The organism is Malacoplasma penetrans HF-2, from assembly GCF_000011225.1.
Taxonomy (GTDB): domain Bacteria; phylum Bacillota_I; class Bacilli_A; order Mycoplasmatales; family Mycoplasmoidaceae; genus Malacoplasma; species Malacoplasma penetrans.
The window spans coordinates 473258-487295 of the sequence record NC_004432.1; the positions used below are offsets into that span (position 1 = coordinate 473258).

The window sequence follows — 14038 nt, forward strand, 5'->3', positions numbered from 1 at the left end:
ACAAAGGAAATATAAAAGATATACATGAGAACCTTAGTAAAAATTCTATATAAATCTAGCAAATTTGTTTTGTTTACCTTTGGAACAGTTCTTGTTTCAGCTTCATTAGGTGCTGGTGTAGTTGGTAAAATGTATGCTACTGAATCTAAAGATATTTTAAACAATGGTGTAAGCAGCATTAGTGGTCTTTTAGAAAATGTAAATTCTGAGTTAAGTAAGATTAATACTGATGATCTTTTTAATTCTGCTGAAGCAGAGATTGCAAAAATAGAACCAATAATAGTAAATGCTAAAGATGATTTAGCTGCTCAAAAAGCTAATTTAAATAAACTAATTCAGGAATTAGAAGGATTAATTGCATCAACAACTGAAGATAGTCAAAAAAAGACTTTAGAAGACATTAAAAACACTTTGGTACAAGTTAATGATTCAGTTATAGGTAATGAAACTGATACTTTTTCAGATAATAAACAAACTTGTTTTGCAATTTTAAATGAACTTGTTGGTATTGTTGATGGATCTGGTGGAATTATTAATCTTGATAGTTTAAAAGGAACACTAAACAATCTTTTATCTACAGTAAATAGTGTTATAAATCCTATTAATGATTTCATTCAACCATATACAAATCAAGAAAAAGTTAATTCTACATATGATGGAGTAACCAATGTTTTGTTAGGAGTTGGTGCAACCATTCTAGGATTAATTATTGTAGGTGGTTTACTATCAGTTATTTGCTATAGAAGAATTGATGGAAAGCTTGTAAATAGATTTAATGCTAAAAAAGAAATTAAAGTCCATGTTTCTAAAATTCTTAAAAAGTATCCAAATATTCACAATGGCTTATCTAACAATGGCTCTACTACACATTTATTTAAATTAAGATTACCTCTTATTCTTAAAAATTTAGGTTTATGACCAGCTTATATTTTTGGTGGTTTATTTTTTGGTGGATTATTAGCAGGTGGTGTTGCTGCAACTACTCAAAAAGATTTTGTTAGTAATACTTTAACTACTGGTTCAAAAATTATTTCTGATATTAATGCAGGTGCAACTAATGTTAATAATGAAGTAAATAATTTGTATACTAATGTTTTTGATACAACAAACAATCCTAATAGTTTAATGTCCCAATTTAATAGTTCTCTTCAAAAATTAAAAGATATGCAAAATAAATTAAATGATTTAAATTCATCTGGTTCATCAAACATTGATAATAACACTTTAGAAAGTATCAAAAACACTTTAAATACTGTTATTGGTGGTGTTGAATCTATAAATAAAAGTGTTAATGACCAAACTGGCACAATTGATTCTATAAAATCACAAGTTAATGATTTAATTGGTCCTGATGGTTCAGTAACTTCAACATTAACTGAAATTGAAAACACTATCAATAGAGTGAACAATCCTGATAGTAAAGAATGAGAATACTATGATTTAGTTTCTCAAATCTTAATAATTGTTGGAGCATCAGTATTAGGTATTATGATTTTAAGTTCAATTCTAATGCTAATCTTCTTCAAAAGAATTGATGGTGTTGCATTACCAAGATCTGCATTTAGAAAGAAACTTGCTGCACACTTAGATAAAATATTTAAAAAATACCCTAAACTTTGAAATCACTTTCAAAGAGGAGATCACTTAAGATAAGTTAAAGACATCTTAAAAGATGTCTTTTTTACTTTATTATATGTATAAAAATTTATATAAATAATTACTATCTATAAAAATTTACTTTTATGTATATTTTTATAGAAGTGAAATCTTTTTTGTTTTTTATTACAATATTATTAATTTAAATTAATATAATATCACTTAGTGAGATTTTAACCTATGGCAAAAAATAATAAGAATAAAGCATTAGTTGTAGAACAAAACACTACTTTAAAAGTAGAAACAGTTGATATTGATAACAAATCTGTTCCTACTGCTTCTAATAATTTTAAAAAGAAAAAGCCTGCTCAAAAAATTAAATTAAAAAAGGTAAAGAGCGAACTGTCTAAGGGCGAAATAAAAGAAATTAAAAAACAAATTAAAAGAATTAAGAAGTGAAATAAACCTCATAGAAGTGAAGCTAAAAATCCTGTAAATCTAGCAGAAAATGAAATGATTAAATTAGTTAATGTCCATAAATATGCTACAAATGGCTATCAATATGAGCATATTTTAAAAGGAATTGATTTAACTATTTATAAAGGTGAATTTATTGTAATTGTTGGTCCTAGTGGTAGTGGTAAAACAACATTACTTACTTTATTATCAGCACTAGATAGACCTTCAAGTGGTGAATGTCTAATGTTTGATAAAAATACAATTACTTTAAACCAATCTCAGTTAACTAAATTAAGAGCTGAACATGTTGGTTATATTTTCCAACAATATGGATTACTACAAGATCTAACTGTTGAAGATAATATTAAAATTGCTACTAATTTAAGTAAAAACTCAGGAAAGAAAAATTTAGATTTAGATAAATTATTAGAATCTGTTGGGATGCTAAAGTATAAAAAACAAAAAGCAATTAATCTTTCAGGTGGTCAATCTCAAAGAGTTGCTATTTGTAGAGCTTTAATTAAAAACCCAGATATTTTATTTGGTGATGAGCCAACTGGTGCAATTCATGTTAATGCTACTAAAGAAATTATGAATATCTTTTTAGACATTAATAAGAAGTTTAATACAACTGTAATTATAGTTACTCACAATAATGCAATTACTGAACTTGCTGAAAGAGTAATTAAAATTGAAAGTGGTAAAATCACACAAAATTATAGAAATGAAAATAGAAAGACTGTTGAAGAAATAAACTGAAGTTTATAGTCTATTTTTTGTTTTCTAATATATCAAATTACTATTTTTTTGAAGTAATTTACAAAAATATAATAATTATCTAATAAACTTAAAGATTGGATGGTTATTATATTTGTTTTCTCAAATTTAGAACTAAATATAAATTAAAAAAAGAGGTTATTATGATTTTTTCAGTAGATGTAATGGGATTTGAAAACGATATTAGAGAAGCAATTAATGCTTGTAGAGATTTTTGTAAAAAAAATAGTGATGTAAAAATAATCTTAGTTGGGGATAAAGAGAGAATCCAAAAAGAGATTAAGTCATCTGATAATTTTGAAATTGTCCATGCATCTGAAGAAATTAAAATGACAGATGATCCAATTTCAATAAGAAAAAAAACAAATAGTTCAATGTATAAGGCAATAGAACTAGTTAAAGAAAACAAAGCTGATGGTGTTTTATCTGCTGGGAATACCTCGTGCTATGTCTTTTTAACTTTTTTAATTCTAGGTAAAATTCCTGGAATTACTAAGTGTGGATTTATGCCATATATGCCTACAATTAATGGTAGAGGTGTTAACTTTTTAGATGTTGGTGCAAATAAAGAGTGTGATGCAACAGATTTAGTTAATTTTGCTAGAATGGGATCAATTTACATTGAAAAGGTAAGAAATGTTAAAAATCCAAAAGTTGGAATTTTAAATATTGGTACTGAAGATAACAAAGGTTTAAGTTATCATATTGAAGCAAATAAAATTTTAAAAGATGTTAAAAACATTAACTATGTTGGATTTGTAGAATCCAGATACTTATTAGAAGAAAAAGTAGATTTAATAGTTTCAGATGGTTTTGTTGGTAACATTGCTTTAAAAGCTTTAGAGGGAACTTTTAAAACAGTTTTAAGATCTTTATTAGGTACTAGAAAAAAACCTTTATTTGGGTGATTGTGATTTTTATTATCAATCCCAAATTTACTTACTATTAAAAACAAATATGACTATAAAAATAATGCAGGAGCAATTGTTTTAGGACTAAACAAGATTGCTATAAAAACTCATGGAAGTGCTGATTATAAACAATTTTATAGTTCATTAAGATTACTAAGAGACACTGTGAAAGCAGATTTAATAAATATATTAAAAAGAGAGTTTGAAAAAGATAATGAAGGACAATAATTACAGACAATTAGATGTGACCAAAATACTTAATAAATTAGGAATAAAAACAAATAAATATTACCTATATGTTGAGGCTTTGACTCACAATTCTTACAACAATGAAAAGAAAGTTGGTTACACATATCAAAGATTAGAATTTTTAGGAGATGCTGTTATATCTAAGTTAATTTCAGAGTTTTTATTTAAAAACAAATCATTAGATGAGCAAAAAATGACAGAAATTAGAAAGAATTTAGTTAACTCTGAAATCTTTAAAAAAGCATCAGAAGAGCTAGGGTTGTTAGACTATGCTTTTATTGGTAAGGGTATAAATTTAGAAAATGATACTAAAAAAATTAAAGCAGACTTATTCGAAGCCTTTGCTGGAGCTATTTTTATTGATAAAGGTGAAGATGAAGTTTGAAAATACTTAGAGAAAACAATTCTAAAATATTATGAAAATAATGAATTAGTTAACCCAATTGACTATAAATCTAGGATTCAAGAGCTATTCCAATACAACATTGCTAAAAAACATAAAAAAGCTCATTTTTACTACCAAACTGTGGAGATTGAAAACAATATGTTTAAATCTTCTCTAATATATGATGAAATCATTTATGGAGTAGGTGTTGGTAAAACTAAAAAAGAAGCTCAAAAATCAGCTGCTAAAATAGCATATGAGAAATATGCCTTTGATAAAAATATGTTAAAAAAATCAAAATAAGATTAAATCTTACTTTGATTTTTTTTATTCTACTAACTATTAATGTAATAACAGATAACTACAATTCAATAAATTGATTATTTGGATTGTTTGGAACAACTTCTACATATTTGAATTGATATAAGTGACAAGTTTTATTATTTGCATAAATTTGAGATACCCTATTTTTTAAATATTCATAGTTATCTAAAATTCAGCTAGTACAATCATTGTCTTCAAAATCTAAGAAAGCATTTAACAATCTTAAGAAATATGTTTCAAATGATGGTTTTTGTTCAACTACATTTTTACTATTCTTTTGAGATTTTTCTAAGTCATATTTCAATTCATAATATTGAGTTACTAAATAGTTTCTATTTTCTACAACAAAGTATAATTCAGCATTATCTTTTTTAGCTTGTTCATATTCATTGAATTTAGCATCAAAAAACTTTAAGTGTTTTTTGTCATTTTTAATTAATACATTTAGTATTTTTTTAGTTTCTTCTACAGTTCTCATATTGATTAATACCTTTAAATAATATTTTGTAAGTACAATTTAATTAAAAAACAGAATTAGAAAATTTTTTAAAAAATAATTAATATTCTTGATAAGATTTAATTTATTGATAAAATTAATTAGTTAATAATAGGAGATTATATGGCAGCAAAGAAAAACTTGATGACAGAATCTGGAAAAAAAGAACTTGAAAAAGAACTTAAATATCTAATTGATGTTAGAAGACCAGAGATTATTAAACAAATTCAAGAAGCAAGAGAACAAGGTGACTTGTCTGAAAATGCTGATTATGATGCAGCAAAGAACTTCCAAGCTCAAATTGAATCAAGAATTAAAGAAATCCAAAATATCTTAAATAATACAAAAATTATTAAAGAAGAAAAAAGTTCTGGTTCAAATGAAAAGAAAGTTCATGTTGGTGCAACTGTAACTATTAAAGATTATAGTGATGGTGAATCTCATACATATAAAATAGTAGGTCCTATTGAATCTGATCCTTCACAAAACAAAATTTCTAATGAATGTCCATTAGCAAAATGTATCATGGGAAAAAAAGTTGGTGAAGAATCTTATGTTAAGGGAATTGATCACCCTTACAAAGTTAAAGTTGTAGATATTACTAATTAGTTGTAAATTCCATATAAAATTTATTTATAAAAAATAGAAAATATAATATAATAATTTATGTTTGTGTGAAAAGCATTTGCGCAAACATAAAAAAATGGGTAGTTAGCGAAGTGGCCAAACGCAGCTGACTGTAAATCAGTTACCTCGTGTTTCGGCGGTTCGAATCCGTCACTGCCCACCATTATTGGGCTGTAGCCAAGCGGAAAGGCAATAGACTTTGACTCTATCATGCGTTGGTTCGATCCCAACCAGCCCAGCCAATTATAATAAAATAATAATAAACATAATGGTCACTGACCATTTATGTCCCATTAGCTCAGCGGTAGAGCATTTCACTTTTAATGAAGGGGTCATAGGTTCGAGTCCTATATGGGACACCATTTAAAAAATTTTTAACTAGGGTAGCTGGAGTGGCGGAATGGTAGACGCACAGGACTTAAAATCCTGTTACAGCAATGTAGTAAGGGTTCAAGTCCCTTCTCCAGCACCAGTTTATGCGGGTGTAGTTCAATGGTAGAACTATAGCCTTCCAAGCTATTAACGTGGGTTCGATTCCCATCACCCGCTCCAAGTAAAATGTCTAACCACCAATTAAGCAATTGGTGGTTTTTTGCTGTACATCAAAGTATATATAATTTATAATTATGTAAATAAAACTCTTATTATGAAAATTAGCTTTAATAAATTTTTAAAAAAGATTTTTCCTTTATTTTCAGTAGTCTTATATACTGGTCCTTTATTTTCTTGTGCAGCTGCAGAAGATTTATATTCAAAACAATATAATACTGAAAACAGTCAATACACACCTCAAATCATGAATAAGACTTTGACTTTAAAGTTTGAATATTCAAGTAGTGAAAATACTAGTGTATATTCAAATGTTGTTTGAGGAACTGGATGAATTTGATCAGTTAAAGGTAATTCATATTATGTGGCTACTAACATGCATGTAGCAGCTTCTGTTAATTTTAAAAATACTAAATTTTATCAATACAGCAATAGTAGTTATCATTTAAGAGATTATAGTAATGTTAGTCAAATAAAAAGTTCAATTGGTTTTTACAATGGACACAATAGTGAAAATAACAGTTATGTAAATGTTTCTACACCAACAGTTGTTTACACTACTATAAATGACACAAAGTATAATGCTGCTTTTAATTCAACGAATACAAAAAGCTATTCTTCAAGTTCTGGGGGGCAATCTTTAAACTATTGAGGTGTTACAGATATTACTATTCTTAAATATGAAATTAATATGGAGAGTTATAGTTCTAGTAACCAAGATTTTTATAATTGATTAAAAGCTTATTCATCTAATCCTACAAGTGTATATGGATCAAGTAATGAAAATGCTAACCCATTAGATTTAACTAGATACACTTACTATTCAGGAGGTTTTCCTAAAGTTAGTGATCCTTCAATAACAAACTCTATAATGTGAGAACCAGTTTCAGATTTTAAATTAAACAATGAGGTTACAAATGCTTTTGGTGAAACTTGAAATAAAGATACATCAAATTCTATTCCTATCACTTTTATAGATGAGACATTTGCAAATAAAAATAATAATAGTTCTAGTACTACTACAACTACAGATAATTCTTTAAATGGAACACTTCCTACTGTAACTAAAGATTATTCAAGTGATAAAACATCAACTAACTTCTTAAATGTTAGCTATACTGGATATTTCTATGGACATTCAGATGAAGGGTCATCTGGTAGTATGTTAGCAACAGTAATAGATGGGAAACTACAAGTAGTTGGAATATATTGAGGTGTTTCTGTTTTTAGGATTGGTAACAATGAAGTAGAACTAGGTTCTTATGATATTTTTGTAACTTCTAAATTTAATATTGCTTACAACATTCAACAAGCAATAAATAATGACACAAATAGTAGTACAATAACTAACATATAGCCTTGTATGTTTTATATTAGGTTTTATTTAAATTAAATAAGAATAATCAAAGGAATAAACATGGTTATAAACATTGCCAGGCTTAGACAATTCTCTGTTGGGTCAATTATCTTTACAGCTTTAATAGTTGCTTTTTTAGTACTAGGAATTTTAGGAAGCTTAAACATGTTTGTTCAACAAATTGGATCAGTTAATGAATATGGGTATTTATTACTAACTTCTAATAAATACTATTTCATAGATAACAATTATATTTACAGTTATGAAATATCAATTTATGTTTTAGCAACTTCATTTGCAATGATGGTTATAGTATTAGGATTCTTAATATTTTTTAATATCAAGAATTTACTTGTTTCAATTGAAATTGATAAAGAAGTAAAATCCGATTTAAAACAATTAGCTATTATAAATTTCTTTACTTTCTGCATTGGTTCAGTTTTACAATTAGCAACTTGTGATGTGATAATTGAAAAATATCGATTAATGAAAAGTTACCATAAAGAAGCAAAATCTAATAATATAGAATAGTAGTGTAATCTTCAATTAAAGTTAAATAATGATTAGTTATTTATAACAATAATTGATTATTATTTAACTTTAATTATTTATATTTAAAAATAAACTAAGATATTATGAGCTATTATTCAAACCCATTCAAATACAATATTACCCATCATGCTGTTAGAAGAGCTAGAGAAAGACTACATTTAGAAAGTTATTCTTCTGATTATATTCATGGAAAATTAGAAGAGTATTTAGAGTTTTCTATTTTAGTTAGAGAAGATTTTAATGGTAAAGTTTTTAAAAACCCTGAACATAATATCACCATCATTGTTGATGAATATAGAAGAATAATTAAAACAGTTTATTAACTACTATCAAATTAATTGATAGTAGTTTTATTTTTTTATATATTAGTTATTTTTTAATTAATAAAAAATAACCCTAATTATTTAATTTATTTTATTAATAGTTTGATATTAATCTCTATGTATTAAAATATTAATGTTTTTTGATAGAGGTAATTAACAAGTATGAAAAAGCTAATCATAGCAAATTGAAAAATGTTTAAAACATTAAATGATATAAAAACATTCAAAGAAGAATTTGATAAAAATATAAAAAATGTAAAAGTTAATGCTGATTATAGTGTTGGTGTTCCAAGCATTTACTTAAACCAAGCAAAAGAAATTTTAAAAGGAATTAAAGTAATTGCTCAAGATGCACACTTTAAAAATGAAGGAGCATACACTGGAAACATTTCTTGATCTCAATTAAAAGATTGTGGAATTGATGGTTCAATTATTGGACACTCTGAAAGAAGACAAATGTTTAATGAAACTGATGAAACTGTAAATTTAAAAACTATTTCATTAGTAGAAAATAATATGCAAGCTGTAGTTTGTGTTGGTGAAACTTTAGAAGAATATGAAGCTAACAAATCTTTTGATGTTGTATGAAACCAAACTAAAAAAGCTTTAGCAAATGTAAGTGAAGCACAATTAAAAAATGTTGTAATTGCGTATGAACCAGTTTGAGCAATCGGAACTGGAAAAGTACCAACTGGAAAAGAAGTAGATGATTTAATTCAAAAGGTAAGAGATGAATTAAGCAAACTATATAGCAAACAAGCTGTTGAATCATTAGTGGTTCTATATGGTGGTTCAGTAAATGATAAAAATGCAGAAGAGTTTTTTAAACAAAAAAACATTAATGGTGCATTAGTAGGAAGCTTTTGTTTAAAAGCAGAAAACTTTGTTAAATTAATTGAATTAGGTGGAAACTAAAATGAAAAAAGGACCAGTATTATTAGCTGTTTTAGATGGATATGGATTTTCTAAAGACACAAAAGGAAATGCAATCTTAAATGCTAAAACTCCTTTTATGGATAATTTAGTAAAAGAATATGACCACTGTTATATAGAAGCAAGTGGTGAATATGTAGGATTACCTGATGGACAAATTGGAAACTCTGAAGTTGGTCACTTAACTATTGGAGCTGGAAGAATTGTCTATACTGGATTATCTTTAATTAACCAAGATATCAAAACAAAGAAATTTGATTCTAATAAAACTTTATTAGAAGCAATTAATCATGCAAAGAAAAACAATAGTAACATCCACATTATGGGATTATTATCTCCAGGTGGAGTTCACTCAAATGAACAACATATTTTTGAAATGATTAGAATTGTTTCTGAAAATGGATTAAAACCAGTTATCCATGTTTTTGGAGATGGTAGAGATGTTGCACCTCAATCTATTATTAGTTCATTAGAAAGATTAAATGATGTATTAAAAAAATACCCTGGAACAATTGCTACAATTTCAGGAAGATTCTATTCAATGGATAGAGACAAAAGATGAGAAAGAACTAAACAAGCATATGACAACTTATTAGGTATTTCAAATAACTATTTTGATAATCCAATTGATTATGTAAACAAACAATATAGTGAAAACATTTTTGATGAATTCTTAGTACCTGCAAGAATTAATGATAGCAATGTTGTTATTAAAGATAATGATGCAGTTATTCATGCAAACTTTAGACCAGATAGAGCAAGACAAATTTCTCACTTATTTTGTGGGTCTACAGTATATGAAGAAAAAAATGATCATCCATTAAAAAACCTATACTATGCAATTATGATGACATATGAAGGAATAACACCAACTTCAATTTTATTCCCTACAGTTGTTGTTAAAAATACTTTTGGTGAAGTTGTTGCTAATAGTGGATTAACACAGTTAAGAATTGCTGAAACTGAAAAATATGCACATGTTACTTTCTTTTTTGATGGTGGAGTAGAAGTAGATTTAAAGAATGAATCTAAAATTCTAGTAGATTCTAAAAAAGTAAAAACATATGATGAAGTTCCTGCAATGTCTGCTGTTGAAATTACAGACAAGTTAATTGAAAATCTAGATAAGTTTGATGTAATAGTTTTAAACTTTGCAAATGCTGATATGGTTGGACATACTGGTAAATACAATGAAGCAGTATTAGCAATTGAAGCATTAGATTCTCAACTTGCTAGAATTGATCAAAAAATTAAAGAATTAAATGGAACTATGTTTATTACAGCAGATCATGGAAATGCTGAAGTAATGCTAGATGATGATAACAATCCAGTTACTAAACATACTACAAATCCAGTTATTTTTATTTCAAATAACAAAGATGTTAAATTTAACAAACCTGGAAGTTTAGGAAATGTTGCTCCTACAATTCTTGATTTTATGGGATTAGAAATTCCAGCAGATATGGATAAAAAATCTTTATTAAAAAAATAAGAATATAAATTTTAAGATAGCTTTAAACAAACTATCTTAAAATTTTTTTAAATTATCACATTTATTTTTTTAAAAAAGAATATAATTAACAAATGTAGTTTATATTTACATGAGGTTTTTTATATTATGTTCGGTAGTAAATTTAAAATTTGTAAGATTGAAGCTTACGAAGTAATTGATTCAAGAGGGTTCCCTACAGTTGCTGCAAAAGTATATGCTAAGAATGGTGTATTTGCAAAAGCTATGGTTCCATCTGGTGCTTCTACTGGTGAAAGAGAAGCTGTTGAATTAAGAGATGGTGACAAAGAAAGATTTAACGGTAAAGGTGTTTTAAAAGCTGTTAACAATGTTAATACAATCATTGCTCCTAAAGTTGTAGGAATGGATTGTAGACAACAAACTAAGATTGATGAATTAATGATTAGTCTTGATGGAACACCTAACAAAGCTAAACTAGGTGCTAATGCTATTTTGGCTGTTTCTTTAGCAGTTGCAAAATTAGCTGCAATGATAGAAGAAAAACCATTATACAAATACATTAGACAAAACATCATGGGAGATAGCAGTGATTCATGAACAATGCCTGTTCCTATGTTAAACGTTATTAATGGTGGTGCACATGCTGATAACACTATTGATTTCCAAGAATTTATGTTCATGCCAGTTGGAGCTAAATCTTTAAAAGAAGCTGTAAGAATGGCATCTGAATGTTTCCACTCATTACAATCAATTTTAAAATCTAAAAAATTAGATACTAACAAAGGTGATGAAGGTGGATTTGCACCTAACTTAAAAAATGCTGATGAAGCATTAAAGTTAATGGTTGAAGCTGTTGAAAAAGCAGGATACAAACCAGGAGTTGATGCAGATGTTGCTTTTGCATTAGACCCAGCAACTTCAGAATTATTTGATGCTGATAAAAAAACATATACTTTTGAAAAAGCTTTAAAAGCTAAAATCTTAACAGCAAAAGATGCAGTTAAAAAATCAGAAGATATGGTTAAATATTGAGATGGATTATGTAAAAAATATCCAATCATCTCAATTGAAGATGGATTAGCTGAAAATGACTGAGATGGATTCCAATTAATGGTTAAAGACTTAGGAAGCAGAGTTCAAATTGTTGGTGATGACTTATTCTGTACAAATCCTAAAATTGTTAAAGAAGGAATTTCTAAAGGAGTTGCAAACTCTGTATTAATTAAAGTTAACCAAATTGGTACTTTAACTGAAACTATTGAAACTATTAAAGCAGCACATGCAGCTGGTTGAACTTGTGTAGTTTCTCATAGATCTGGTGAAACTGAAGATACTACAATTGCTGATATTGCAGTTGGTTTAAGTACAGGACAAATTAAAACTGGTTCAATGTCTAGATCTGAAAGAATTGCTAAATATAACAGATTAATCGAAATTGAAAATGAATTAGGGTCAAAAGCTCATTACCCTGGTAAAAGTACATTTAAATCAATTAAATAGTATTTAGATTAGAAGTTTAATTTATAAATAAAAAATTAGTAGTGAAATACCTACTAATTTTTTTATGTCTATAAAATCTTAATTTATTAGAAATTTTCTTTAAATGAATTGATGATATCAATTACATCTTGTTTACTATTTATTTCTTTATCAATAATAGCTTTATTGCTTATAAGTCTTTCAAATAGTTTAAAACCTCTTTCTGTAGATTCAAATCCTGAATTTGAATAAGTATATGGTTTTAATAGAATTGGAATAATTCCTATTTCAAAAAAGTCTATTGCTGTTTTTAAAACACAACACTCTGTATCCATCCCTACTAAAAATACACAAGGTGGTAATTTGTTATCATTTGCAATTTTAATTTGAGTTAATAACTCTAAATTAACACAAGTATATGTATGTTTAGTTAAAGAGTAATCATATTTTAAATTATCTACATATTTATATTCTTGTTCTGTTTTTAAAAAATGTCAGTTTTGCAATCTTGTAAATAAATTAGATTTAAGTGAATCATCATTTACATACATAGTAGCAATCTTGTAATCAAAATAATCTTTATTAGATAGATCTACAATTTTGTTACTTACATGTTTAGTTTCTTCAATTGTTGCAAACCCTACTTGGTTATCAATCATTATAAGAATAGATTTAAAGTTAACATTATTCATTTATGTACCTGCTTTTATTTCTTTGTTAAATAATATCAAAAATATATTTAGTAATTATTTAAACAATTTATAAAATTATTCTTTTAGCTTGTAATTTAAAATAATAAATGTTGATTAAAAAGTACATATTAATAAATGATTAAGAAAGGAATAATAATGACTGAAATTCAACAATTATTACAAATGTCTTATAAACAATGCTGTGATTATTTGAAACAAAAATATGGAGTGATTACAAAAAGTTATTTTCATAATGAAACTTGTAGAAGTCCAAGAGAATCTATTAAAAGAACAAATGAAGGTTTAGAGATTCATCATATTGATGAAGATAAATTTGTATTACTTTCTAAAAAAGAAGAAGCTTTGAAATATCCATTTGAATATCAAATGGGAGATAGATTAGTTTATTGTAATGTATTAGAACATTTAGTTCTTCATATTAAAATCTTTGAACACTGAAATAATAATAAACATATATCTAGTGAACCTTTAGGGATTCAAGGAATTGTTTGTTATCAAATCCCTACATTAAATGATGTATTTTCTAAATATCCATTTAAGTTGGATTATAAGAAAGCAATTGCAAATGCTGTCATAACTTTAGAATCTGATTATTTACTTTCTTTAGAGTATTTAATGAAAATAAAAAAATTACCACTAAAAATATATATTACTAATTCTTGAAAAATGGTTAGAGATACTAGTGCAAAACAAGATGATGCAATCTTTAAGAAAATTGAAGATGTATTTAATAAGGTTAATAGCAATATATAAAAATATTGATAATTATTTATTTATTATTAAACATCTATAGATATTAAATTATCTTTTTAACTATTAAAGATTTGTTTTAGACCT

At 26.5% G+C, this 14038-nt stretch carries 14 protein-coding genes and 5 tRNA genes; 17 read left to right on the forward strand and 2 right to left on the reverse strand.

Annotation, left to right across the window (positions count from 1 at the left end; genetic code table 4):
• Positions 1-24: 24 nt before the first annotated feature.
• The 4 genes from MYPE_RS01905 to rnc all read left to right on the forward strand — a co-directional run bounded on the left by MYPE_RS01905 (position 25) and on the right by rnc (position 4680).
• Positions 25-1653 (forward strand): MG_279/MG_280 family protein, encoded by a 1629-nt coding sequence (locus MYPE_RS01905; RefSeq protein WP_011077189.1) that lies wholly within the window; start codon positions 25-27, stop codon positions 1651-1653.
• Positions 1654-1836: 183 nt separating this feature from the next.
• Positions 1837-2823: an ABC transporter ATP-binding protein gene (locus MYPE_RS01910; RefSeq protein ID WP_011077190.1), complete on the forward strand. Its 987-nt coding sequence runs from the start codon at positions 1837-1839 to the stop codon at positions 2821-2823.
• A 152-nt stretch (positions 2824-2975) separates the two neighbouring features.
• Positions 2976-3971: a phosphate acyltransferase PlsX gene (gene plsX, locus MYPE_RS01915; protein ID WP_011077191.1), complete on the forward strand. Its 996-nt coding sequence runs from the start codon at positions 2976-2978 to the stop codon at positions 3969-3971.
• Entirely contained in the window at positions 3958-4680 is a 723-nt protein-coding gene (gene rnc / locus MYPE_RS01920; protein ID WP_152023089.1) for a ribonuclease III, read from the forward strand. Before plsX ends, rnc begins: the two co-directional genes overlap by 14 nt.
• Positions 4681-4738: 58 nt before the next feature.
• Here rnc and MYPE_RS01925 read toward each other — a convergent pair whose 3' ends face one another.
• Complete coding sequence (locus MYPE_RS01925; RefSeq protein WP_011077193.1) at positions 4739-5179, reverse strand: hypothetical protein; 441 nt, start codon at positions 5177-5179, stop codon at positions 4739-4741.
• 141 nt (positions 5180-5320) lie between these two features.
• Between MYPE_RS01925 and greA the strand changes: the two genes are divergently transcribed.
• From greA to eno, 12 genes are all read left to right on the forward strand, one after another.
• Entirely contained in the window at positions 5321-5806 is a 486-nt protein-coding gene (greA, locus tag MYPE_RS01930; RefSeq protein WP_011077194.1) for a transcription elongation factor GreA, read from the forward strand.
• A gap of 96 nt (positions 5807-5902) precedes the next feature.
• Positions 5903-5987: transfer RNA gene (locus tag MYPE_RS01935), tRNA-Tyr, on the forward strand.
• A 4-nt stretch (positions 5988-5991) separates the two neighbouring features.
• A tRNA-Gln gene (locus tag MYPE_RS01940) sits at positions 5992-6066 on the forward strand.
• A gap of 45 nt (positions 6067-6111) precedes the next feature.
• Positions 6112-6186, forward strand: a tRNA-Lys gene (locus MYPE_RS01945).
• A 24-nt stretch (positions 6187-6210) separates the two neighbouring features.
• Positions 6211-6296: transfer RNA gene (locus tag MYPE_RS01950), tRNA-Leu, on the forward strand.
• Between the two features lie 6 nt (positions 6297-6302).
• A tRNA-Gly gene (locus tag MYPE_RS01955) sits at positions 6303-6376 on the forward strand.
• A 94-nt stretch (positions 6377-6470) separates the two neighbouring features.
• Positions 6471-7730 (forward strand): DUF31 family putative serine protease, encoded by a 1260-nt coding sequence (locus tag MYPE_RS01960; RefSeq protein WP_044891239.1) that lies wholly within the window; start codon positions 6471-6473, stop codon positions 7728-7730.
• A 60-nt stretch (positions 7731-7790) separates the two neighbouring features.
• A complete protein-coding gene (locus MYPE_RS01965) occupies positions 7791-8261 on the forward strand; it encodes a hypothetical protein (RefSeq protein WP_011077196.1) in 471 nt (156 codons plus the stop codon).
• A gap of 104 nt (positions 8262-8365) precedes the next feature.
• Positions 8366-8605: a hypothetical protein gene (locus MYPE_RS01970; protein WP_011077197.1), complete on the forward strand. Its 240-nt coding sequence runs from the start codon at positions 8366-8368 to the stop codon at positions 8603-8605.
• Between the two features lie 162 nt (positions 8606-8767).
• Entirely contained in the window at positions 8768-9520 is a 753-nt protein-coding gene (gene tpiA / locus MYPE_RS01975) for a triose-phosphate isomerase (protein WP_011077198.1), read from the forward strand.
• 1 nt (position 9521) lies between these two features.
• Positions 9522-11030, forward strand: a complete 1509-nt coding sequence (gpmI, locus tag MYPE_RS01980; RefSeq protein ID WP_044891240.1) for a 2,3-bisphosphoglycerate-independent phosphoglycerate mutase — start codon at positions 9522-9524, stop codon at positions 11028-11030.
• Between the two features lie 126 nt (positions 11031-11156).
• On the forward strand, positions 11157-12509 hold the full coding sequence (eno, locus tag MYPE_RS01985) for a phosphopyruvate hydratase (RefSeq protein WP_011077200.1): 1353 nt from the start codon (positions 11157-11159) through the stop codon (positions 12507-12509).
• Between the two features lie 86 nt (positions 12510-12595).
• Here the strand turns inward: eno and MYPE_RS01990 are convergent, their stop codons facing one another.
• Entirely contained in the window at positions 12596-13180 is a 585-nt protein-coding gene (locus tag MYPE_RS01990) for an isochorismatase family protein (protein WP_011077201.1), read from the reverse strand.
• A gap of 156 nt (positions 13181-13336) precedes the next feature.
• On the opposite strand from MYPE_RS01990, the gene MYPE_RS01995 reads away from it, so the two are divergent.
• Positions 13337-13954 carry a hypothetical protein gene (locus MYPE_RS01995; RefSeq protein ID WP_044891241.1) on the forward strand — a complete coding sequence of 206 codons (618 nt, stop codon included), beginning with the start codon at positions 13337-13339 and terminating at the stop codon, positions 13952-13954.
• Positions 13955-14038: the final 84 nt, after the last annotated feature.